Origin of the sequence: Bacteroides sp. OM05-10AA (assembly GCF_003439055.1) — a bacterium.
GTDB classification, from domain to species: Bacteria; Bacteroidota; Bacteroidia; order Bacteroidales; family Bacteroidaceae; genus Bacteroides; species Bacteroides intestinigallinarum.
In genome coordinates, this window is record NZ_QSUR01000017.1 from 87870 (window position 1) to 114244 (window position 26375).

Annotated in this window: 14 protein-coding genes; 13 read left to right on the forward strand and 1 reads right to left on the reverse strand. The window is 43.8% G+C overall.

Going from position 1 to position 26375, the window contains the following annotated elements; all coding sequences use genetic code 11:
- The first annotated feature begins 42 nt into the window (after positions 1–42).
- The 9 genes from DXB58_RS14640 (at position 43) to DXB58_RS14680 (ending at position 16983) form a co-directional block, all read left to right on the forward strand.
- Positions 43–3624 (forward strand): glycoside hydrolase family 2 TIM barrel-domain containing protein, encoded by a 3582-nt coding sequence (locus DXB58_RS14640; RefSeq protein WP_122137321.1) that lies wholly within the window; start codon positions 43–45, stop codon positions 3622–3624.
- 25 nt (positions 3625–3649) lie between these two features.
- The gene (locus DXB58_RS14645; RefSeq protein ID WP_122137364.1) at positions 3650–5863 is read left to right on the forward strand and encodes a GH92 family glycosyl hydrolase; all 2214 of its coding nucleotides are present in this window, start codon (positions 3650–3652) and stop codon (positions 5861–5863) included.
- A gap of 25 nt (positions 5864–5888) precedes the next feature.
- Positions 5889–8135 carry a GH92 family glycosyl hydrolase gene (locus tag DXB58_RS14650; protein WP_122137322.1) on the forward strand — a complete coding sequence of 749 codons (2247 nt, stop codon included), beginning with the start codon at positions 5889–5891 and terminating at the stop codon, positions 8133–8135.
- Between the two features lie 15 nt (positions 8136–8150).
- On the forward strand, positions 8151–9614 hold the full coding sequence (locus tag DXB58_RS14655) for a glycoside hydrolase family 30 beta sandwich domain-containing protein (RefSeq protein WP_199487970.1): 1464 nt from the start codon (positions 8151–8153) through the stop codon (positions 9612–9614).
- Positions 9615–9636: 22 nt separating this feature from the next.
- Positions 9637–11841, forward strand: a complete 2205-nt coding sequence (locus DXB58_RS14660; protein WP_122137324.1) for a glycoside hydrolase family 3 protein — start codon at positions 9637–9639, stop codon at positions 11839–11841.
- Positions 11842–11891: 50 nt separating this feature from the next.
- Entirely contained in the window at positions 11892–13286 is a 1395-nt protein-coding gene (locus tag DXB58_RS14665; RefSeq protein WP_122137326.1) for a discoidin domain-containing protein, read from the forward strand.
- Between the two features lie 12 nt (positions 13287–13298).
- Complete coding sequence (locus DXB58_RS14670; RefSeq protein WP_122137328.1) at positions 13299–14639, forward strand: discoidin domain-containing protein; 1341 nt, start codon at positions 13299–13301, stop codon at positions 14637–14639.
- A 92-nt stretch (positions 14640–14731) separates the two neighbouring features.
- Positions 14732–16045: a family 16 glycosylhydrolase gene (locus tag DXB58_RS14675; protein ID WP_122137330.1), complete on the forward strand. Its 1314-nt coding sequence runs from the start codon at positions 14732–14734 to the stop codon at positions 16043–16045.
- A complete protein-coding gene (locus DXB58_RS14680; protein WP_122137332.1) occupies positions 16042–16983 on the forward strand; it encodes an alpha/beta hydrolase in 942 nt (313 codons plus the stop codon). Before DXB58_RS14675 ends, DXB58_RS14680 begins: the two co-directional genes overlap by 4 nt.
- 303 nt (positions 16984–17286) lie before the next feature.
- Here DXB58_RS14680 and DXB58_RS14685 read toward each other — a convergent pair whose 3' ends face one another.
- A complete protein-coding gene (locus tag DXB58_RS14685; protein WP_122137334.1) occupies positions 17287–18189 on the reverse strand; it encodes an alpha/beta hydrolase in 903 nt (300 codons plus the stop codon).
- Between the two features lie 272 nt (positions 18190–18461).
- Here DXB58_RS14685 and DXB58_RS14690 point away from each other — a divergent pair, with 272 nt between their 5' ends.
- The 4 genes from DXB58_RS14690 to DXB58_RS14705 all read left to right on the forward strand — a co-directional run bounded on the left by DXB58_RS14690 (position 18462) and on the right by DXB58_RS14705 (position 26320).
- Entirely contained in the window at positions 18462–20111 is a 1650-nt protein-coding gene (locus DXB58_RS14690; RefSeq protein ID WP_122137335.1) for a DUF6377 domain-containing protein, read from the forward strand.
- Between the two features lie 219 nt (positions 20112–20330).
- Entirely contained in the window at positions 20331–21503 is a 1173-nt protein-coding gene (locus DXB58_RS14695) for a glycerophosphodiester phosphodiesterase family protein (RefSeq protein WP_122137337.1), read from the forward strand.
- Between the two features lie 31 nt (positions 21504–21534).
- Positions 21535–24531 carry a SusC/RagA family TonB-linked outer membrane protein gene (locus DXB58_RS14700; protein ID WP_122137339.1) on the forward strand — a complete coding sequence of 999 codons (2997 nt, stop codon included), beginning with the start codon at positions 21535–21537 and terminating at the stop codon, positions 24529–24531.
- Positions 24532–24544: 13 nt separating this feature from the next.
- Complete coding sequence (locus DXB58_RS14705; RefSeq protein ID WP_122137341.1) at positions 24545–26320, forward strand: RagB/SusD family nutrient uptake outer membrane protein; 1776 nt, start codon at positions 24545–24547, stop codon at positions 26318–26320.
- Positions 26321–26375: the final 55 nt, after the last annotated feature.

Sequence of the window (26375 nt, forward strand, 5' to 3'; positions counted from 1 at the left end):
GATTATCAGAGCTACTGTAAAACTAGAACTCAGATATATACCATGAACAACAGGAAAAACAAATTCATTTTCGCACTCTTTCTTTTCTCTTTGCTGGGAACAATGCTTTCAGCGCAGGAAATCAAGGATAATGTATTATATAAGATTGTCAGCCCGTCGGGACTGGTGCTGGATAATCGTCTGAATACGGATAATTCATCCAATGTATATCTGGCAGCCGACGCCAAGGAAAGTAAAGGACAATATTGGCGGCTGATACGCTACAAGGATTTGTATGTGATATATAATCCTTTTGTGAACAAGAGTTTCGATATCGGAACCAGCAGAGCCATAGAAGAACCGATTGGTGTATGGGATGTGAGCAGAGCCAATGGTAATCAGCAATGGGTATTAACCCCGAAAGGTAAAGATAGGTATGAAATAAAACATAATAACGCACAGCTGCTTCTGTCATTCAAACCCGCGGATAAGGCCGGATCCAAGGTCTATACATTGCCGGCTTCGGAAACAGATGGCGTGTGGAGACTGAAACCGACATCAGAGAAACTTCCCCCCGAAAATGTACATGGAAAAGCGGAGTGGGAGAACGAACAGATTTTTGCCATCAACAAGGAGGAGGGACACAATACGTTTGTACCGTTCTCTTCGGTAGAAAGTTTGAAGAAATCAGAATCTTTCAATCAGCCATGGGCGACTCCTGCATCGGATCTGTATTATTCCCTGAACGGAACCTGGAAGTTCCATTGGGTGAAACAGCCGTCGGAACGTCCGGTCAATTTCTATAAGACGGATTACGATGTGTCTTCATGGAAAGAAATTCCCGTTCCTGCCAATATGGAGATGCAGGGATACGGAACACCGATTTACACCAATGTCACTTATCCTTTCAAGAACTATCCTGCAATGATAGTGCCGCAGAAAGGATATACCAATGAAAAAGAACCGAACCCGGTGGGTTCTTATCGCAGAGATTTTACAGTGCCTGCCAACTGGGACGGCAAAGAGATATTCCTCCATTTCAACGGAGTGTATAGTGGCTTTTACGTTTGGATAAACGGTAAAAAGGTGGGATATAGCCAGGGTTCCAACAATGATGCGGAATTTAATATTACCAAATATCTGAAACCGGGAAACAATACGATTGCAGTGGAAGTATACCGCTGGACAGACGGTAGCTATCTGGAAGACCAGGATATGTTCCGCTTGAGCGGAATATACAGGGATGTGTATCTGTATGCCACTCCTAAAGTACATGTACGCGACTTCCATCTGCAATCTCTTTTCGAGAGCAACGATTACCGGACAGCCGGATTCAAAGTAGACGCCATCGTGGCGAACTATGATAGTAAACAGGCAAAAGGTCATACCATAGAGGTGACGCTGATAGATCCGTCAGGAAATTCAATGGGTACAATGACAGAACCTGTTCAGTCACTGAAAGGGAAAAAAGAACAGAAATATACGTTGCAGACAAAGGTAGAGAAGCCTTTGCTGTGGACAAGCGAAACGCCTCATCTCTACAATGTGCTTGTTGCGCTGAAGAATGAGCGTGGAGAAGTGATCGAAGCCATGTCATCCAAATTCGGTTTCCGTCATATTGAAATAAAGAACAAACGGGTATATATCAACAACCGCCAAGTGTTCTTCAAAGGCGTGAATCGCCATGAAATGTTGCCGCGTACGGGTAAGGTACTGTCTACGGAATCAATGATTCAGGATATCCTGATGATGAAGCAGTTTAATGTGAACACGCTTCGTACCAGTCATTATCCGAACGACTCGCGAATGTATGCTTTGTGTGACTACTACGGATTGTATGTAATGGATGAGGCCGACGTGGAGAATCACGGTAATCATACGTTGAGCGAACGCGAATCGTGGAGGCCTGCCTTTATCGACCGTCTGGTCCGAATGATTCAGCGGGATAAGAATCATCCTTCTATCATCTTTTGGTCATTGGGTAACGAGGGTGGAGCCGGAGAGAATTTTATGGCTATGTATGAAGTAGCCAAGAAACTGGAACCTACACGTCCGGTACACTACGAGGGACAGAATGCTGCTGCCGATATTGACTCGCACATGTATCCGAGCATTGCGAATATGAGTCGTTTCGACCAGCAAGAGTCCGATAAGCCCTATTTCCTCTGTGAGTATGCACACTCTATGGGAAATGCTCCGGGCAATATTGCCGAGTATTGGGACTATATCGAAAATAAATCCCAGCGAATGATTGGTGCTTGCGTGTGGGACTGGGTAGACCAGGGACTGAATAAGATAGGCGAACCCGACCATCACTATTACTATGGAGGCGACTTCGGCGACCGACCGACCGACTTTGACTTCTGTTGCAACGGTCTGACTACACCGGACAGAAGAGTGACTCCCAAATTGATCGAGCTGAAGAAGATTTATCAATATATCAAGTTCCGTCTGTTGGCAGTTGAATCCGGAAATGTGGAAATACGTAATGGTTACTATTTCACAGATCTGAATAAATTCCGCTTGAACTGGGAGGTATTGAAAGATGGCAAGGCCGTTGAGAACGGAACCATTGAGTCCATCGACCTCGCTCCGGGTGAAAAGACGACTGTCTCCATTCCTTACCGTACTTCAAGAGATAGCGGAAGCGAATACTTCCTGAATTTGAGTATAGAATTGAAAGAATCGACCATCGCTCTGCCGGCAGGGCATGAGGTAGCATCGGAACAGTTTGCATTGAGCAGCCGTCCGGGCATGAAGAATCTGGATACAGCTTCTTTGGGACAATTATCAGTGAAAGAGGAAAACAACCAATTATGGATTTCAGGAACGGATTTCAGTGTCGCATTTGATAAGAATACAGCACTCATGACCTCTTTGAAATATGGCCCGAAAGAACTGGTTTACGGCAATAGCACGTTGGTTCCGAACTGGTATCGCAGTATCAACAACGACCGTTATACCGATCAGAATTATTATGAGACTTCTTGTAGTTTGCCTTTGTTCAGCTATCAGAAATCGGCAGACGGAAAATCGGTAGTCGTATTGACAGACCGGAAGGCAGTGGTGCAAAGCCCTACTCCGGTGACGATTGATTATCTCGTTCGCTATACAATTTACAGTAACGGAGTGGTGGATGTGGATGCTACCTTTACGAAGCCCGAAAATGCGGAGATCGTCCGTCGTTTGGGATTGCAGATAGTGATTCCGCAGGAGTTCGATCAGGTGAAATGGTACGGACGCGGGCCTCACGAGAATTATATGGACCGCAAACATTCGGCTTATTTCGGACAGTATGCCAGCGACGTGAAAGGTATGGAAGAATACTATGTACGTTCGCAGAGCATGGGCAATCGGAATGATGTACGGTGGGTGTCGTTTACGAATAAGGCGCAACAGGGATTAAAGATCACTTCCAGAAATAATCTGAATTTCAGCGCGCTTCACTTCCACGACAAGGATATCTGGGGAGCCGGACACGGATTCAAACTGGATCAGATCCGCAAACCGGAAGTATATGTGAACCTGGATTGCATCCAGCAGGGATTGGGGAACGCATCTTGCGGACCGCTTCCATTGGATGAATATATGATACCTGTCAATCAGCCGTTAAGCTATTCTTTCCGGTTGGAGATGATAAAATAATGCATTAACAAATATGGATTTAAGAATGAAACACGCTGGATTTAAACTGGGCAGAGCATTGATGTACGTATCTGTATCACTGCTGTTCCTGTCTTGTCAATCTTCCGAGAATGAATCGGAAAGCCTGCTGCAGTATGTAGACCCGTTTGTGGGTACTACGTACACGGGACACACGTTTCCGGGAGCTACCTATCCCTTGGGATTTATGCAACCTGGTCCTCAAACCGGTAATTTCGGATGGGATTACTGTGCGGGGTATAGATATGAAGATCCGCTGATTTGGGGATTTTCCCAGAATAGGCTGAATGGTACGGGTGTACCCGATTTGGGAGATTTATTGATTATGCCTTTCTCCGGTACTCCCCGCAATGATTTCAGGAGTACTTATAAGAAAGAATCCGAGAAGGCTTCTCCCGGATATTATGCCGTTACATTGGACCAAAATTCGGTGGATGTGGAAATAACAACTACTCCTCATGTGGCGCTCTACCATTATTCTTTTGAGAAAGAAAAACCAAAGGTTTTTATCGACTTTCAGAATCTGTGTGTAGGCGACGCGGAAAGCTATCATGGCCGGATGCTCGATTCAAAGGTTACTGTTGAAGATAACCGGACGATTACGGGAAATTCGTTGGTTCGTGGTTGGGTAGAGCGTAATTTGTTTTATGTGATTCAGTTCGATAAGCCTTTCATTCTGGTTGAAAATTTACGGGATACCGTAGTGAATAAGGCTCCCAGAAAAGTTCTTCATTTTGATTTAGGGAAAGGAAATCAATTGAATGCCAAGATTGCTTTTTCTACCGTGAGTGTTGAGGGGGCAAAAGCAAATATGGAGGCTGAACTTTCTCACTGGAATTTTGCGAAAGTGAGGAAGGCAGCGGAGGAAGAGTGGCAGAAGTATCTGTCTCTGGTGAAAGTGACGGGCACGGAAGATCAGAAGAAGAACTTTTATACTTCCATGTATCATTTGTTTGTTCAGCCTAATAATATAGCCGATGTGGATGGCAGATACCGGGGACCTAATGATTCGATCTATACGGCTGCCACTGGTAAGTATTATTCTACGTTCTCTCTTTGGGATACTTATCGCGCTGCACATCCCATGTATACGGTTTTGTGCCCGGATAAGGCTACCGACATGGTGAATACAATGATAGCTCATGCCGATGTTCAGGGATATCTGCCGATATGGGCTATATGGGGCAAAGAGAATTTCTGTATGATTGGTAATCACGGTGTTCCGGTAGTGGCGGAAGCCTGTCTGAAAGACCTGCCCGGCATTGACCAGGAGAAAGCTTATCAGGTTATCAAGAAGTCGCTCACGGAGAATCATTATAATTCCGAATGGGATATTTACGATCAGTATGGTTATCTGCCGGTTGACCTGATCGACAGGGAAGCGGTGTCCAAGACGCTGGAGTTCGGATATGATGATTATAGTGCTGCTCTTCTGGCAAAGAAACTGGGAAAACAGGAGGACTATGAATTCTTTATGAAACGTACTGAATATTATAAAAACCTGTTTGATCCTGAAACGAAGCTGATGCGGGGTAAAGACTCGAATGGGAAATGGCGTACACCGTTTAATCCTTTCTACCTCTGTCACGGAGGCACGCGTGGAGGAGATTATACGGAGGGAAATGCCTGGCAGTATTCATGGCATGTTCAGCAAGATGTGGATGGATTGGTTCAACTGATGGGAGGTAAAGAGGCTTTTGCTGCCCAGTTGGACACATTGTTCGAACTGGAGGCTACGGAAGAACGGAGCGGAGGCGAATTATGGGATGTCACCGGACTGATCGGTCAGTATGCACATGGCAATGAACCCAGTCACCACGTGATTTATCTATATAGCATGATTGGAAAGAACTACCGGACAGCGGAGTTGGCGCGTGAGATTTGCGATAAGTTTTATCAGCCTCGTCCCGATGGCTTGTGTGGTAACGATGACTGTGGACAGATGTCGGCCTGGTATATGTTTACGGCTTTGGGCTTTTATCCGGTCAATCCGGCGAGCGGAGAATATGTGATCGGAAGTCCGCAGTTGCCGGAGGCGACTATCAAGTTGGCCAATGGCAAGACTTTCACCATGATTGCGGAGAATTTGTCTGCGGAGAACAAGTATGTGAAATCCGTTCGATTCAATGACAAAGAGATAACGGATTACAAGATAACGTATGCTCAACTGATGGACGGAGGCGTTCTGAAGTTTGAGATGACAGATAAGGTAACAGAATGATTGTTTTCAGAAAAAGTAAACTGTAATGAGTGTGTCTAAAAGATTGATTATTAATGTTGCTCTTTTCCTGGCTGTGGCTTCCGGTTCAATATTGACCGGTTGCCGCAGTGAAAAGGAGCCGGTAGATTATGTGAATCCGTATATAGGAAATATCAGTCATTTGCTGGTACCGACCTATCCGACAGTACATCTGCCCAACAGTATGCTTCGTGTTTATCCGAGGCGTGAAGATTTTACGGGAAATAAGTTGAATGGTCTGCCTGTGGTCGTTTCGAGACACAGGGGGTATAGTCCGTTCAGTATCTATCCGTTTCAGGGTGGAAATGCGCCGGAGTATATCGATTATGAATATGATAATGAGAAAGTAACTCCTTATTTGTATCAGGTATGTTTGCAGAATATCGGGGCTGATGTACGTTTTGCTCCTTCACACCAGTCTGCCATTTACGAGATACAGTTTGGAGGTGACGGCACTCCCCAATTGGTTGTAAAGTCCAATAACGGTTCTTTGACAGTAGACGGTAATGCTGTGTTGGGATACGAGCAACTGGGTGAGTATGCTACGAAAGCGTATATATATCTGGAGGTTGACCAACCGGTGGTTTCGCAGGAAGTGAACACGCAAGGACAGAGTGCGTCTGCCAGTCTTAAATTTGCGGATAACGTGAAGAAGCTGAATGTGCGTTATGGTATCTCCTACATTGATGAGGCACAGGCAAAGAAGAACCTGAAACGCGAGATTGCGTCATCGGATCTGGATGCTGTGGCGGAAAAAGGACGTCAGGTATGGAATGAAGCCTTGGGGAAGATTGAAGTACAGGGCAGTTCGGAAGAAGACAAAACTATTTTCTATACTTCTTTCTACCGTTTCTATGAGCGGATGATTTGTATGTCCGAAGATGGTCGGTATTACAGCGGATTCGATGGAAAAGTACATAATGACGAGGGGATTCCTTTTTATACGGACGATTGGTTGTGGGATACTTACCGGGCAGCACACCCTTTGCGTACCATCATTGAACCGGAAAAAGAGAGCCACATGGTCAATTCTTATATCCGTATGTCGGAGCAGATGGAGGATTATTGGATGCCTACTTTCCCGGAGGTAGTAGGTGATGTGCGTGGAATGAATTCCAATCATGGTGTTGCGGTAGTAGCGGATTGCTATGCAAAGGGAGTTCGTGGATTTGATTTGGAGAAAGCCTATCGGGCGTGTAAGGGTGCAATTACTGAAAAGACACTGGCTCCCTGGTCTGCTAAAAGGAAAGGCGAACTGGATGAGTTTTTCGTGCAGGAGGGTTATTTCCCTGCATTGGCAACCGGTGAAGAAGAAACGGTACCCGAAGTACATCCTTTCGAAAGACGTCAGCCTGTATCGGTAACTTTGGGAACTGTGTATGACGAATGGTGCTTGGCACAGGTTGCCAATGCTCTGGGTAAGGAAGATGAATACCGTTATTTTATGGACAGGAGCCTCAACTACAAGAAGATCTTTCATCCGGAAACAAAGTTCTTTCATCCGAAAGATAAATACGGGCAGTTTGTCCAGCCTTTTGATTACCGTTATTCGGGAGGACAGGGAGCGCGTGGAGCTTATGCAGAGAACAACGGTTGGATTTATCGTTGGGACGTACCTCACAACGTAGGCGACCTGATTCAAATGATGGGCGGGAATGACGCCTTTGTCTCCGAGATGGAAAGAATGTATAGTACCCCTCTCGGCAGAAGCAAGTATGACTTCTTTGCTCAAATACCCGACCATACAGGAAATGTGGGACAGTTCTCGATGGCTAATGAGCCTTGTCTGCACATCCCGTATCTCTATAACTATGCCGGACAGCCTTGGAGAACGCAGAAACGTATCCGTACTCTTTTGACACAATGGTTTAGAAACGACCTGATGGGAGTTCCCGGTGATGAAGACGGGGGAGGAATGACTTCTTTCGTAGTCTTCTCTTACTTAGGCTTCTATCCCGTGACTCCCGGTATGCCGGTCTATGTCATCGGAAGTCCGGTTTTTGAGCAGGCTACGGTGCATTTGGAGGACGGCAAACGTTTTGAGGTCGTTTGCCACAATTATTCTCCGGAGAATAAATATATCCAGTCGGCAAAGTTGAACGGAAAAGAGTGGAACCGTTCCTGGTTCACGCATGACGATCTGGCGAAAGGTGGGAAACTGGAGTTTGTAATGGGAGATCGTCCCAACAAGCAGTGGGCGTCTTCAGCAGATGCTGTTCCTCCTTCTTTTGAATGGAATAAACATAATAACTAAAAACAGATAGATAGAATGAAAACAAAATGGATGTGTGTTGCTTCTTTGGCCGCTACAATGCTTGTGACCGGTTGTCATACTGCAGCTAATCAATCCGGTCAGGAGAAGACGGAACCGATTGCTCCGACTTTTACGATAACGACCAAACCCCAGATATATGTGACAGACTTACAGAATGGAAAAATGATGAACGAGGCTTCCTCCGAATTTTTTAATTCCAGAATGGTACGTGACTATGCTTATATCTATGTAGACCCCAATCATCAGTATGATGAAATGATCGGTTTTGGAGGAGCTATCACGGATGCAGCGGCAGAAACACTTGCCAAACTGCCTAAAGAGAAGCAGGAGGAGATTATAAATGCTTATTATGATGCCAAAGATGGAATAGGCTATACGGTGGTAAGAACCAATATGAACAGTTGCGACTTTTCGAGCGCGAGCTATGATTATGTAGCGGAAAATGATAGTAGTCTGCAATCGTTTGATATTGCGCCCGACCGTAAGTTCAAGCTCCCGATGATTAAAATGGCGCAGGAGAAGATAGGGGATGACCTTATATTCTATATCAGCCCGTGGTCGCCTCCTGCATGGATGAAGACCAACAACCACATGCTCCGTGGTGGAGAACTGAAAAAGGAGTTTTATCAGACGTGGGCGGACTATTTTATCAAGTATATCAAGAGCTACGAAGCGGAGGGACTCCCTGTTTGGGCGCTGACTATCCAGAACGAACCTCAATCGGTGCAGACATGGGAATCTTGTATTTATGACGCTGATATGGCGCATGATTTTATCAAGAATTATATGGGTCCTACCTTGGAGAAGAATCAGATGCAGGATTGCCGCATCATCGCCTGGGACCACAATCGTGACTTTTCCTACCATTATGTAGCTGATATGCTGAATGATCCCGAAACGGCCAAATATATCTGGGGAGTAGGATTTCACTGGTATGACAGAGGGAAATATGAGAATATCGACCAGGTGAAGAAGAGTTTCCCGGACAAGAAATTGGCGTTCACCGAAGGGTGTGGAGAATGGTTCAATCCGGAAAAGATTCACAGTACAGACTTGGGAGAAACGTATGCTACCAATATCATCAACGACCTGAACAGAGGTTGTGTACTCTGGACCGACTGGAATGTACTTTTGGATGAAAAGGGAGGTCCTAATCATGTAGGTAACTTCTGTTTCGCTCCGGTACACGGATTGACGGAAACCGGTGAAGTAGTTTATACTTCGGCTTTCCCGTACATCGGACATTTTTCCAAGTTCATTCATAAAGGTGCGCGTCGCCTTACTGCATCGAGCAACCGTTTCCAGTTGCAGACTACTTCTTTCATCAATCCGGATGGAACAATCGTAGTAGTGGTATTGAATGCTTCCAATGATACTCTGCCTTACAGTCTCTTTATTGACGGTAAGGAGGCAAAAAGTGAAAGTACGCCTCACTCTATCGTGACATGGGTTTTCTAACTAACAACAAAAGGATTATACAATGACTTCTAAGATAAAGAAAAGACTCTTTGGTTTTGGTTTGTACAGTGTAGCCTGCCTGTCCCTTTTTGCACAAAAGGGCGGAGGCACTGCTACTCCGGTCTATCTGGACGAAAACAAAGCAATCGAACAGCGGGTGGAAGATGCGCTTTCGCGTATGACGTTGGAAGAGAAAGTGGCTATGGTTCATGCGCAATCCAATTTCAGTTCGGCAGGTTGTCCCCGTCTGGGAATACCGGAACTGTGGATGAGCGACGGACCCCACGGAGTGAGAGCCGAGGTACTTTGGGGAAACTTTGATTGGGCAAACTGGACTACTGACTCTTGTACGGCATTTCCGGCTCTGACTTGTTTGGCTGCTTCTTTCAACCCGGATATGGCTTATGCTTATGGAGAGGCTATCGGGGCGGAAGCACGTTATCGTAAGAAAGATGTCCTCTTGGCTCCGGGGGTAAATATCTACCGTTCTCCGCTGAACGGACGTAACTTCGAGTATATGGGCGAGGACCCGTATCTGGCTTCCCGTCTGGCGGTACCTTACATTCAGGGAGTGCAGACGAACGGTGTAGCTGCTTGTGTGAAACACTATGCACTTAATAATCAGGAGCAGTGGAGAGGTTCTATCAATGTAGTGGTGGATGACCGTGCGCTTCACGAAATCTATCTGCCGGCATTCAAGGCTTCCGTTTTGGAGGGGGGCACTTGGGCTTTGATGGGCTCTTACAATAAGTATAAAGGCCAGCATTGTTGCCACAATGACTTTATGCTGAACAAGATATTGAAGCAGGATTGGGGTTTTGACGGTGCGGTAGTCAGCGACTGGTCCGGTACGCACAGTACGGATGAGGCTGCTACCAACGGACTGGATGTAGAGATGGGAACCTGGACAGATGGTTTGAAACTGTTGGGAAGACCTTTCACCTACAATGATTATTTCTTGGCCAATCCCTATCTGAAAGGCTTGAAAGAGGGCAAATATGAAGTGAAAGATCTGGATGATAAAGTGAGACGTATGTTGCGTCTTTGCTTCCGTACCAATATGGACCGTCACAGACCTTATGGTAGTTTTGCTACTCCGGAACATGCCGACATAGCTCGCAAGATAGGCGAAGAGGGGATTGTTCTATTGAAGAACGACAAAGGCTTTTTCCCGATTGCTCCCGGTCGCTACTCAAAGATTCTGGTAGTCGGAGAAAATGCAGTCAGGTCTTTGACAGTGGGCGGAGGATCATCGGAACTGAAAGTAAAGAGAGAAATATCTCCTTTGCAAGGACTGAAAGAAAAGTATGGTGATGATCGCATTTCCTATACTATGGGATATACTTCGGATCCGTCCAAATACAACGTTGATTCATTGAAACAACAGGCCATTGCAATGGCTAAGGATGCAGAGGTGCTCCTTTTCATCGGTGGATTGAACAAAGATGCTCATCAGGACTGTGAGGGTGAAGACCGTCAGATTTTTGAATTGCCTTACGAACAGGGGACACTTATCAGCCAGTTGGTTGCTTACAATAAGAATACCGGTGTGATTATTATTTCGGGTAATGGGGTCTCTATGCCTTGGCTGAAGAGCGTACCGGCCTTGATGCAATCTTGGTATCTGGGTTCGGAAGCGGGGTATGCTACGGCGAATGTAGTCTCTGGTGAAGTGAATCCGTCGGGAAAGATGCCGTTCAGTATTCCGGTGAAATTGGAAGATAATGCGGCACATCATTTCGGTACTAAGGCGTTCCCCGGTGATGGCACTGATGTAGTGTATGAAGAGGGTATTCTGGTCGGCTATCGCTGGCACGATACGAAGAAAATTCCGGCACTGTTTCCTTTCGGTTATGGAATGTCTTATACTACGTTCAGTTATGGCAAGATGGCTACTAATAAGAAAGAGTACGGAAAAGAAGACACCATCGAACTCTCTTTTACGCTTGCCAATGACGGGAAATGTGCAGGTGCGGAAACTGCACAGATTTATGTTTCACAATCCAATCCTCTGTTGGAACGTCCGGTGAAAGAGCTGAAAGCCTTTAAGAAAATCTTTCTGGATGCCGGTGAAAGGAAGGTGGTCTCTTTGAGTATCCCGGTGAAAGAACTGGCTTACTATGATGATAAAAAACAGGATTGGGTAGTTGACTCTGACCAGTTCACACTGCATTGCGGAGCTTCTTCTACGAATATCAAGAGTTCTGTTTCTATCCAAGTGCAATAAAAGAAGAATTACCATTTTACACTATGTTTAACTTATAAATATTTATTATTATGAAAAAGAATGTTTACTCTTTATTGGTGATGGTCGCATTGGCGCTTACGGCTACATTTACAGCCTGCTCGGATGACGATGACGATTCTCCACCTGTGGAAATTAAATTAGATGAAAATATTGTGACGGTCCTTCCCGGTGAATCAATAGCAGTGAAAGTTCTTGAGGGGAATGGCGGTTATCAGGTGACATCGCAAAATAGTGCGATAGCTACGGCCTCGGTCAATGAATCTACGATTACAGTGACTGGTGTGATGGAGAGTGAAGAAGATCAGACTACTACCATAGAGGTGGTTGACGCTAAACAGAAGACTGCAACTATCAAGGTGTATGTTACAAAATCTGTGAATCCATTGAAAATCGATCTGGAAGAAACGACATTCGAGATGGTAGTAGGCGATACGAAAGAAATTGAAATCATTTCCGGTAATCCTTCTTATACGGTGGTTAGCTCGAACGTCGCTGCTGTTGAAGTGAGTGAAGTTGTTAATAATGTTTTCACGATTACAGCTAAGAAAGTCAGTGAAACTCCGGTAACTGTCACTCTCAAAGATAGCAAAAGCAGGGAAGTTGTATTGACCGTGACAAAGGTAGCAGCTAATGAAGTGACAAGTATCGCCATTGATGAGGCTGGAAAGGATATCAAACTGACTCCGGGAAAAACGTTTGAATTGGCAGGTCATGTTTCTTGGTTACCGCTGACGGCAGATGTTCCCACTCTTCTTTATTCTTCATCAGAGAAGCCAGTAGCTACTGTAGATGCAAATGGTAAAATAACGGCAGTCAGTGTCGGTACTACGGTTATTACTGTAAAAGTAGAGGGTACAGACATTGAAGAAACTACGACTGTGACTGTAACAGAACCGGTATTAGTATTATTGGATAACACGGGATGGACAGCCAGTTGTTCTGATTTTGCTGATTGGACGGAATACGATGAAAATGGTAATGTTGGTTGGTGGTGTAATCCGGAATATGATATCTTTAGTCATTATGCGTTCAACAAATGGTGGGAAGCACGCAACACAGATGGTTCCGCTGCCGGTGAATGGCTCCAGGTTGATATGAAATCCCTCAAGAATGTGAAACAACTGGTAATTGCCAGACGTGGTGAAGGAGCTAATGTCAAGGGCTTCCTGAAAAAAATAAAAGTTCAATATTCAGATGCAGATACCGCTTCTCCGGGTTTAGATACATTCAAAGATTTGATGGAGGTGTCTTATTCCGAACAAGAAAATTATGGCTCCAGTGATGGAGTTGAAGCTGAAATATCAAGACCAAATATTTTGGATGCTACAACTTCCATGAGACATATTAAGATTATAGTATTGGAACAATGGAGAACGGATGTTCAACCTTGTATCGGCTTTGTAGATGTATATGGTTATGAATAAATAGAAAAGACTATGAGAATGAATATTTATTATTCGTTACTTCTTATGATATTATTATCCGTAGCATCCATAGGATGCTCGGATAATAACGTCGAGTGGGAAAGTGATGAAGTCCCGTCTGATAAAATAACTTTAGATATGCAAGGGACATTGGATTTGCTACATAATGAAAGTGCTGTAGTTAAGATTGTGACCGGGAACGGCTCTTATCAAGTCGATTCGCAGGATAGGGATATTGCCGAGGCGGAAATTGTGGGTACGAATGAAATAAAGATCAGTGCCGTTTCAACCAACGAGCAGGATCAATATACCACTATCTATGTGATTGATGAAAAGAAACAGACTGCTGAAATCAGAGTTTGTGTAGCCAAGTTGAAAGAACTTCAACTGGATATACCGGATGATTTCGAGATCTATACAGATGTGGAGGAAGACATTCAGGTGGTGACTGGAAATGGTGGATATACTTTTGGTTTGAGTGGAGATCAAGGAGTGGTGGAACTCGGTGTTTATGCTGATGATACACATACTTTCTCTATAAAAGCGTTGAAGACAGGAACAGCCAAATTGATTGTCACTGACAAGCGAAATAAATCAAAGGAGATAACCATCCAAGTGAAGAAAGCGGACATCCGGATTACGGAATTTAGCGTTCCTGTTAGTGTGGGACTGACTCTGAATAGCCAGTACAATCTTGGAGGAAACGCAGTGATTAAACCGGAAAATGCTTCTCATAAGAAACTGTCTTATACATTGCTTGGAAGTTCTGTCAGTGTAGACGAGAATGGTCTTCTTACAGCCGTAAGACCGGGACAGACAACCGTACGTGTAAAGACATTGGATGGAAGTAATAAAACCGCTGAATGTGTTGTCACAGTCGTAGAACCGGGCACTATGCTGAAACCTCTTGGCTGGACGGTGGACCACTCATCAATGGGTGTATGGGAAGGCAATCCCGATCCGGGAAACATCATTGACGACAATACCTCTACCTGGTGGGAACCGGGATACGACACTAGTTTCGTTGATGAATGGATTCGGGTTGATATGAAGTATGTGCAACAGGTAGGCAAGATTAGTATTGCCAGACGTACTTCAGGAAGTGAGATTAATACGAACCTGGAAGCCGTCAAGGTTGAGGGTAGCGTGGATGGTCAGAGTTATTTCGAACTGGGTACTGCACAATGGGGGCAATTCGGAAACGACTATAAGGATCTGGAAAATGAACTCTGGAGAGATGTTGTCTTGGCGAATCCGGCGGAAGTTCGTTATGTTAAGATAACTGTTACTAAAATATTTAGTAACAATCCATGTATTGCTTGCGTGAACTTATACGCTCCGGAGACTAATTAAACAATAATAGGATTAATAATCCGCTGCTTCAACTGCAACCTTGCAATTTGTGGCAGCGGATTTATTGTATGTAACCAATAAGACTTTTGAATATGGAATTGCTAAAGAAAAATAGGATATGGGCAATCAGTTGCTTTTTATTGGGTATTCAGAGCGTCTTTTCGCAAGATTACCAATACGTTGATTTTAATCACGGGCAGAACGACCACGTGAATACGGAATGGATACAACGCATCCAACTCATTGAACCGGCTTGCCGGAGCGATGTGAAAGGAAAAGTAAACGTTACCATCAAAGCTCCGGGGATGATCCAGGCAAAAGCTTTCTGTTGGAGTGCTCCCACCCGGAAGAATCCTTCTTCTTGGGGACATCGGGTAGACCTTACTCCTAAAGGGATCAGTTTCAAGGCAGATGGCACGGGAACGTTTGTTTTTCCGGCAGATAAATTCCCGGCAGGTCCGGTGAATATCCGCATCTTTGCTTCGAATGAAAAAGGCGAGCGGGACTTGTTCGAACTACAGTTGTACAACAAAGGTGGTGATATTTGGAATCAGGGAATCCCGCAGAATGCCCCTCCTGCTGCAAAGGGACTACAACTGGTGTTTACGGATGATTTTGACGGTCCGCTTTCTATCTCGTCCGATGGCAGGAATGCACGCTATTGTGCAAACAAACCGTTGGAGGGTAACTTCAGCGGCTGGCCCTTTACTGGAGTGGATGGTCCCGATAATCCTTTTGAACAGGTGGACTCGTATCTACGGATTAAAGCCCGCAAAGATGAAAACGGGAAAGCTGGTACGGGCCTTATTTCTTCTGCCAGTATGTTCGGAGAGGGATTTTGGACGAAAGCTCCCTGTTACTTCGAATGCCGTTTCATTGCACAATCTGCACCTGGCACCTGGCCTGCATTCTGGACATTGAATGCTTTCGACGGTACGCCCGGCGATGAATTGGATGTAATCGAAGCTTACGGTGGAATGGGAAAAGGACATCCCAACGCTGACGATGTATATTGTATTGTAAGCCATTTCTGGGGACAGAAGAATCCCGACGGAACGCCGGTGAAGGAATACGATACACGCGCCCCTATGACTCAACTGGGAGGCAAATCCAATTGGACGGAAACATTCCATACCTATGGAGTATACGTAGGATTGGAAGAAACGGTTTATTATATGGATAATATCGAAGTGCTGCGTCATCCCACGAATGCTGCTTCACGCGAGAAACCATTCTTTTTCTTAGCCAACTTGTCCATCGGAGGAAACGGATGGCCGATAGATCTGGAGCGTTATGGCAATGGTTCGGATATGTACATTGATTATATCCGTGTATATGCGGCGAAACCTCTTGACTATAAAGTTCCCGAAGAAGCTATCAGAAAATACCATGAAAGAGTGAAATGAAACAGCTATTGTTATTGATTTATCTGCTTTGTCTTTGCAATCTGAATGCATTTTGCGGAGTGTCCGGTCGCAGTGATGGAAGTGAAATGAAACCAACATTGAAAGATATACCCTATGGGGAAGATGAACTTCAGAAGTTAGATATCTATTTGCCCGAGGGAGACGGACCTTTTCCCTATATCGTGAATATACACGGGGGAGGCTGGTGGAATGGGGATAAACAATGGCAGTCGGAAGAAAATATAGGAAAGATTCTGTCTGCCGGTTGTGCTTATGTTGCCATCAATTATCGTTTTCTTCCACAAGCCTGGGAGGAGAAGATATTTCCACCCGTGCGTGTACCGTATCATGATGCACGCCTAGCCCTGCAATTCACCCGTTTTCATGCGGAGAAATATAAACTTAATCCTGAAAAGGTGGTATTGTATGGCGGTTCTGCGGGTGCGTGTACTTCATTATGGTTGGCGTTATGTCCCGAAATGGCGGATAGAAAATCAAAAGACCCGGTAAGACGAATGTCTACGAAGGTACTGGCGGTGGGCACAGAGGGAGCACAAACTTCACTTGATCCGATACAAATGCGTGAGTGGGTAGGTGTGGAACTGAAATATGGAGGACATGCTTTTGGTTTGGAAGAATCCGACTTTGACGGATTTATAAAAAGGAGGTCCGATTTTAAACGATATTTTAAGGAACTTTCTCCAGCAAGTCTGGTCAATAAGAAATCCCCACCAATATTTCTTTCTTATGATAAAAGTCCTGATGAACCCGATAAAGACCACATGTATTATGTACATAGTCCTCTGTTCGGTGTCGGATTTCAGCAACTGGCTTTAAAAAAAGGCGCTGTCTGCTACTTGGAATATCCGGGACTGGAACCGGAATGTAAGGCAAAGAATGTGATTGATTTCCTGATACAAAGTCTGATGGGTAAATAATAAGCAATGAAAAAAATAATATTAGTAGGAGGAAGAAATAAAAGCTGTATAATGACAGATTAATGTCACTAATAGCATCTTTGGCTTATTCCAATACGGTTACATTACGGAAGATTTGTCACAGAGGGGACTTCTCATGGACTCCACTATGTAATCGGGTTTTAGTGCTAATAACTCTCTCAATGTGGCGCAAGCAATGTATGACAGTTACTGTTGGTAGAAAAGGGATAATAAAAGTTTCTCTTCTCCAAAAGAATGATTTTGTGATGTATCAATACGAGATTATGTAGTATATTTAATTTATTATTTCGTCTGGCTCTTCCTTATTTGGGTATCAGTAGACTTCAGCCACATACTTAATAAGTGAAGCATCTGCGAATGGTATTCAAAATCTGTATTCATTCCCCAACCATGACCTCCTTTGGGGAATATGTACATGGTTGCGGGGATATTGTTTTTCTTTAATGCTTCATAATAGAATATACTATTGACTGGAGACACGGATTTGTCGTCATCACTCAATAGCAAGATTGCAGGTGGGGTATTCGCATTGATCTGTTTCTCATTAGAAAAAAACTGAATGTCTTCAGGTAGCGGTTTGTCACCCAATAAATTAGAACGGGAACCACCATGTGTAGCCATTTCCATTGTAATGACTGGATAAAAAAGGATGGAGAAATCAGGCTTTGTGCTTGTTCCTTCTGTTGTATAGTGAGTGGAAGTAGTGGCTGCCAAATGTCCACCTGCCGAAAAACCGGCGATACCCACTTTATTGGCATCTATGCCAAATTCGTTGGCATGCTTGCGTACATAACGCATTGCTTGTTGTGCATCATCTAATGGCACTTCTTTATGTTTGTTTGGCATTCGGTATTTGAGCACGAAGGCTGTTATTCCCTGTCCGTTCAGCCATTTTGCAAACTCCGATCCTTCGTGCTGAATAGCCAATCCTGCATATCCACCGCCAGGGCATATCACAACTGCCATTCCTGTATTTGTAGCTTTGTTAGCCTGATAGATAGTCAATTCGGGTGAAGATACATTTGTTATCCAGTTACCATTTCTTTCACATTTCTCGGTTTCTGTTATTTCATTATTCGTCGGTGGGTTTGTTTCCCACAGTTTTACGACCTTTTGAGCATTCATAGTTGTATATGTAAATATCAGCAAAGTGCTTAGCACTAGTAATCGATCTTTTTTTATCATGTTAATCAAATTTTGATTATTAAAGCTAGATAAGAATCTTAAGACTACAAAGTTACATTTTATTCTTTGTAATTTGAAAGTCTTGCTGAATATAATTGGAGCTCTTTTTTATAGAAATTGTAACATAGACTATATTTTAGCCTGTTTTTTCCTTGCAATGGCCTATTGATCTCTTTAATTTATGAGTTGTTTATAGTAGGATTACGAAGATTTTCTCTACATTTGTCTGGTTAATCTCTGTTATCTCATACTCATTAAAGTCTATCCGCCCCATGAAAAAGAACTGTCTATTTTGTCTTTTGCTCTTCTTTTCTTGTCATTCAGCTTTTGCTGATGAACGCTTGGATTCACTGTTAAACGTACTTGATAAAACGATTAAGGAAGCTGATACTTATGTGCAGATTAAAGAAAACAAACTCCATGAGTTGAAAAGAGAAGCCCGAAAGACAGCTCCTCTTTCTATTGAACGCTATCATTTGAATAACGATATCTATCTTGAATATAAAGCATACAGTTCTGATTCTGCACTCCATTATCTGAATGAAAACTTGCTGCTGGCAAGACAGTTGAATGATAAAGAGAGAGAACTTAAAATTCAATTGGAGTTATCTTATTTGTTATCTTCCATCGGAATGTATATGGAAGCGGCAGATATATTAAATTCCATTGATCGCCAGACCCTTCCAACATCTCTTTTGGGCCATTATTATACATGTTATGAACATGTATATTCTGAGGCGGGAGCCGCACAACCACGATATAAAATGTTTGCTTCCCGCTATGTAAAGTTGAGTCATGTATATCGGGATTCTATGGAGGTTACATTAGATTCGTCTTCGGCTACTTACCTGTGGTTGCGTGAGACACAGCTAAGAGAGGCCGGGAAATATGATGAGGCTATGGAATTCAGTGACCGCCGGCTCGCAGAAGCTTCTTTCGGCACTCCCCAATATGCATTGGTGGCTTATCAGCGTTTCCGTCTTTTTGAGAGCATGGGCAAGAAAGACGAACACTTATATTATTTAGTACTTTCAGCTATATCCGATGTACGTTCCGCTATTAAAGAGCAATCTTCTTTGATGGTACTGGCACAAGAACTACATAGCAAAGGAGATTTGAAACGAGCCTATGACTATATCAATTTCTCATGGGAGATATCACAGTTTTATAAGACGAGGTTGCGGAGTTGGATGAACATCACCCCGCTATCCATGATTAATGGGAATTATCAGGATATTATCAAGCAACAAAATCGGGAACTGCTGATCTATATTACCTGTGTAGCCTTGTTGGCATTACTATTGGTGGTAGCGTTAATCTATATTTACCGTCAGATGAAAGCCCTTTCCATCGCTAAGAAAGGATTACAGGAAGTAAACGAACGGCTGTTCTCTTTGAATGAAGAACTCGAAGAAGTGAACCGCCATCTTCGTTCCACCAATCTGGAACTTTCAGAGTCCAATCTCATTAAAGAAGCCTATATCGCCCGTTTCTTTAAATTGTGTTCTGTATATGTAGACCGTTTGCAGGCATACAGAAAGCTGGTAAACAAGAAACTGCAACGTGGGCAAGTGGCAGAATTGTTGAAAATGACGCATCTTAGCAATGATATTGTAACCGTTGAAGTGCAAGAATTGTATGCGAACTTTGATTCTGCTTTCCTGCATCTCTTCCCTAACTTTGTGGAATCGCTCAACGAATTATTGTTGCCCGAAGAACAGATTGTCTTGAAGCCAGATGAATTACTGAATACCGAATTGCGTATTTTTGCCTTGATACGTTTAGGAATAAAAGACAGTTCGCAGATTGCAGAGCTTCTGCATTACTCGGTGAATACGATCTATAATTACCGTTCAAGAGTAAAGACCAAAGCACGTGTCTCACGAGATGATTTTGAAGATTTGGTGGCAAAAATCCGTTAATAAAATCTGTGCCGAATCTACCTTTTAATGTGAGCTTGTTAAGTATTAATATGTTTATTATCAGATAGTTATTTCTTTGAGTGGATTGTGTATTTCCACTTATATTCCCTTTGCTATTTTTTATCGGGGCATTTCCCTCTATTTTTGTCATAACCGAACGGAACGAACTGATTCCGCCTTCGGGAGTTCCTTTTTTTATTAACCTTTATAGAAATACAAATGAAAAATGAATTACTGCATTTTTTTGTTCCGGAAAAAGGAAGAAGAACAAAATGCCAGCCTATAAGCTGGATCTGCTGTTGGGCTATTCTACTGGGAATAGTTTGCAACGCTTGCTCTGACGACGATCCTGTGAAAAAGAATCCTTACCTGCAAGTAAGTACTCGTGCCATGCTGAAAGAGGTGGTAGAGGTCAAATTCAACAACATTGATGGAAATACCGATATTACTGTCGATTTTGGTGACGGGACGGTCAAGGAGGGGAAAGCTGCCACCCCTATCACTTATGCCTATACCCAGAGTGGTGACTACACACTACACGTTACGGCAGGTCAGTATGAGGTGCAGAAGAGAATCCGTATCTATAATCTATTGGCGTTGAAGGAGGCGATGAAGCAATTCAGAGAGCCGGATAACAAAAAAGTATGGGTCATGACACACCGGGCACATACGTCCGACAGAACTGTTCCCGAGAATTCAGTCTCTTCCGTAGAGGATGCCATTGATTCAGGAGCTGAAGTGATCGAGTGTGATACTCATGTGACAAGTGACGGAGTGGTAGTGGTTTGTCATGACCAGACGATCAATGCTACAACGAATGGCACGGGTGACATCACGAAAATGACCTATGCGGAAATACAGAAGTACAACTTGAAAGACCGGAATGGCCGGGTGACTGATGAAAAGATGCCTACTCTGGAAGAGTTTCTGAAAGCAGGACGTGGTAGAATCTATTACAATCTTGACTACTCTCCGCGTACAGCTACTTCGCAACAAGTGGTGGATATCGTGATGAAACTGGATATGATGGAATCTGTATTCTTCTACTGTAACAGTGCGCAGAAAGCGGAAGAAGTATTGGGTATTACTCCCAAGGCACATGTGTATACATGGACAGGAAGTCATAAACCGATGATAGGATTACCGGGTAACTACTTCGTGCAATACAGCTACCTGACGAATGGGAAAAGCACTCCTTTGGGAAGTTCAATCAATGATGGAATGCTTGCTACGGTGAATATGCTTCCTGCCAGTGGCAGTAGTGTGTCCGAATGGACGTTGAACGAGACTTATCTGGATGAACTCTTGCAAATCTATCCGATGGTATGTATGATACAAACGGATTTACCGGACTTGTTGATTCCGGCATTACAGGCAAGAGGGCTTCGTTAACTTTATCATCTAATATAAAAATCATCTATTTATGAGAAATATTTATTGTAGAACATGTACCTGTCTGTTAGGTATATTGCTGATGCTGTTTTCCGGCATCCATGCAAGAGGAGCTTCCTGGGAAGTGCAGCAGGAACGTAAAATATCCGGTACGGTGATCGATGAAAAGGGGGAACCTGTCATCGGAGCTTCGGTGGTGGTTGTAGAGACAAAGCAAGGTAGCATTACCAATATGGACGGTAAATTTCAGGTGAGTGCTCCGCAGAACGGACATTTAAAAATCTCTTATATCGGTTATGAAACACAAGAAGTGGCTATCAAGGACCGGCAATTACTAAAAATTGTGTTGAAAGAAGAATCCACTGCTTTGAATGAAGTGGTAGTGGTGGGGTATGGTACGATGAAACGGAAAGAAATGACTTCGGCTATTTCGCATGTCGGTGCGAAAGACCTGAATCAAATATCCAGTCTTGATGCTTCCATGTTGTTGCAGGGAAAGGTATCCAGTGTCTCTGTTTCCAATACGGCTTTGGCCGATCCGAATAGTACGGGAAGTATTCAGATTCGTGGTATATCATCACGTAATGCCGGGTTGGGTCCGTTGATTGTTGTAGATGGAGTGCCGGGAGGTGATATGACGAATATTAATCCTGCGGATATTGAATCTATCGATGTGTTGAAGGATGGTGCCGCTTCTGCTATTTATGGTACACGGGGTAGTAACGGTGTTATCCTTGTTAATCTGAAAAAAGGAACCCGTGACGGAGAAGTGCATACTACTTACAGTGCTGCCGTCACTTTCAATAAAGCAAAGAAAGAGCTGGACATTATGAATGCGGAGGAATATCGTGCTTATCGTACGGTGTCTAATCCACTTTCCGATATGGGAGCCAGTACAGACTGGTTTGATGCCGTTACCCGTTTGGGAGTGACACACATGCACACATTAACCTTCTCCGGAGGTAATGCGAGGACCAATTATCGCGTAACAGCCGATTATCGTAAAGCGCAGGGAATCGACTTGCGTTCCGACCGTCGGGAATATGGTGCACGTGCCACCATCAGCCACACAACGAAAGATGGCCTGTTTACGTTCGCAGCCAATATGACTCCCCGTGTCATCGACCGGAACAAGTCAGCCAGTGTGTATGGCAGCGTTATTAAGAATAATCCGACGATGCCGGTTTATGATTCCGAATCAGCTAATGGGTACTATCGTTTTCCGTCCGGAGGAGATAGCTCGAATATTGTTGAGCAATTGAACGAGGAAGAAAATGGTACGGAGATTAAATTGCTGGAATGGAATGCTACTGCTGCCGTTAATTTGCTGCCGTTGTTTAATCCAACAAACCCGAATATGGTCTTGAAATCACAGGTTACTGTTTCACAGTATCAGGTGGATAAGTTCAACGGATGGTTCATACCATCTACTTACGGTCCTAATGTGAATTCGGGCGTTGCCGGAAAAGCGAGCCGAGACTTTGATAAAAACACCAATAACAATCTGGAATGGGTGACCAACTTCTCTACACGTATTAAGGATCACCAAATCCGTGCAATGGTAGGTTATAGTTATAATTACGGTGTAAGTTCGGGTATGGGAGCTGAAAACTGGGATTTCTCTTCCGACGGATTGACGTATAATAATCTGGGCTCCGGTCTGGAAGCAGCCAAAGAGGGAAAGACCATGATGAGTTCTTATAAGAATGACCATAAACTAATCAGTTTCTTCGGACGTGTCAATTACGACTGGAAAGAGCGCTATCTGTTTACTTTCTCTTTACGTCATGAGGGCTCTTCCCGTTTCGGTGAGAATCATAAATGGGGTAATTTCCCGGCTGTGTCTGTCGGCTGGCGTATCTCGGATGAGAAATTTATGAAAGGACTTTCATGGATTGATGACTTGAAAGTGCGTTATGACTATGGTGTAACCGGTAATCAGGAAATAGGTAACTACCAGTCTTTGGCTACTTATAAGGCTTATGGCTGGTATCAGTATGGGGGCAACAACTTCCATGTATGGGGGCCGAGTAAGAATGTCAATTCGGAACTTCGTTGGGAGAAGGGACACAACCAGAATATCGGTTTGGACTTCTCGCTTTTCAAACACAAAGTGACCGGTTCATTTAACTATTTTCACCGTAAGCAAAGCGACTTGCTCGGTAGCTATTCCGTATCGGTTCCACCTAATTTGTTCTCTACAATCTATGCCAATGTAGGTACATTGCGCAATACCGGTTTCGAGCTTGATATAACTGTTAATGCTGTTCGGACAAAAGACTTTACTTATAGTTTCACATTAGTAGGTGCTACTAATAATAATAAGTTTGTCAGCTTCTCCAATGATGTGTACAAGGGACAGAAATATTACTCTACCTGTAATATGGCAAACCCCAATAATCCGGGATATTTGCAGCGGATTGAAGAGGGAGAGCGTATCGGTAACTACTTCACATACCGTTATGCGGGAGTGGATAAAAAGGGTGACTGGTTGATTTATGACAAGAAGGGAAATGTAATCCCTGTATCCCAAGGTACGGAAGAAGACAAAGCAGTGACCGGGAACGGTTTGCCGAAATTCACCGGTTCTATGACGCATAACTTCACTTATAAGAACTTCGATTTGACTGTTGCTCTCCGTGGTGCTGCCGGATTTGACATCTTTAACGTGCACGATTTCTATTTCGGATTACAGAGTATGAGTACCAATCAGTTGACCACCGCTTATTCGAAGAATGCACATATTACAACAGGTAAGAATGTGATTACCGACTATTTCATCGAACCGGGTGATTACCTGAAGATAGACAACATTACTTTAGGATATACGATGAACCTGAATAAGAAGTACATCGAAAAGATACGCCTGTTCGGTACAGCTAACAATCTTTATACGTTTACGAAATTTACGGGTGTAGATCCTTCTACATACGAAGTGAATGGACTGACACCGGGTACTTTCGGAGGAGGATACAACTATTATCCATCTGCTTTCCAGTTTATTTTAGGTTTACAAGTAAGTTTTTAAAAGAAAAACAATTATGAGAATAACAAAATATATTATAGGATTGGGTATGATGGCAGGTACAGTGTTAGGCCTACCGTCTTGTACTGATCTGTCGGAAACGGTGTATGACCAGGTGATGTCCAAGAACTATTATAACACGAAACAGGATGTTATCAACGCTGTCTTCCGTCCTTTTGAACACATGTACTGCTGCATCTGGATACGTCATGAGAATGAAGAGCTACCGGCGGACCAACTGATTACTCCTACTCGCGGTACTTGGTGGTACGATGGAGGACTGTGGGAAATGTATCATCGTCATCAATATGATGATATCAATCAAGGGGACTGGTTGAGTGAATGGGACAACTTTTATGTAGGCATTGGTCAATGCAATATGGTATTAGATGACTTGGCACAGTTGAACCCGTCTAATTTTGGTTTAAGCGACAGTGAATTTGAAAGTTTTAAAGCACAGCTGCGTTGTATGCGTGCCTGGGGTTATCTCCGTCTGTTGAATACACATCGCAACTGCATTCTAACGACCACGTCGGATCAGGCAGTGAACGAACTACCGGAAAATCGGAAACAAGTTTCTCCGCAGGTGATGTTCGATTTCATCGAAAGTGAATTGAAAGACTACTGTCTGACAGCTTTACCCTCCAAGAGTGGACAATCCGGCAATGGCAGCCAGCAGGGACAGTTTACCAAAGCTGCTGCGGCATCTTTATTGGTACGTCTTTATCTGAATGCAGAAGTATGGATCGGCCAGGCCAAATGGCAGGAATGTATCGATATGTGTAAACGTATCACTGGGGGAGAGTTTGGATATTATGCAATTGCTGATAATTGGTATGCACCTTTCGATTGGAATAATGAAATGTGCAATGAGGTAATCTTTGGTTTCCCCGGTTCTTATGGACTGACCAGCTGGCATCTGCAAAATGACAGAAGAACGGTTTACGGCCGTGGTTTGCCTTATGGCAGTGCGTATTACCTGAAGATAGAAGGAAATGGCGAACGGAATCCAAAATATGCGCTTTCACCGAGTTATGACAACCAGCAACCACGCGAACTGTTTGATTATAGCTTGGGAATGGTTACCCGGAAGTTTGCTAAATATCAGGGAGATATACGATATAAGCAATATATAAACACGGGTAATAACACACGCGAAGGTATGTTCTTTCTTGAAGGTAAGATTGCCAACTCTGCTGTCAGTGGAGGATATGCCAAGAACCCGGATAATCAATATGTGATTTATTTGCGTGACCAGGTCGGACGATTTGAGGGAAATGCAGAGTCAGGTTATATTTCTAATCCGGCTTATAAGGAATCCAAGTTAGGCAATGGTGATTTCAATTCAGGACTTTACTGTGTGAAGTATCCTTTCTATCCGTTTACTGGAGGTTATTATATCGAGTCTGACTACACGGAGATTCGTTTGGCCGAGATTATTTATTCGCAGGCTGAATGTCTTCTCCGTCTCGGACAGGCGGGTGAGGCTGGCAAGTTGCTGAACCGCGTACGTAAACGCAACTACGAAAACTTTACAGCAAATATCGCTTATCAGCCGGAAGGTAACGTTATGCTTGATCTGAAAGAAATGTTGGATGAGTGGGGACGGGAATTTCTGGCGGAAAGTCGTCGGCGTACAGATCTGATCCGCTTTGACAGGTATCAGGAAGCATGGTGGGATAAACCACGGGATGCAGACGATCATTATGAATTGTTCCCCTTGTCGCAGACGCAACTGGAACAGAATGAATATCTGAAACAGAATCCCGGTTATCCGGATATTTCCCGGTGAAATCGGTGAATTTGTGATTATTCTTATCTAATGTACAAGTTAAAAAAGAAAGAAA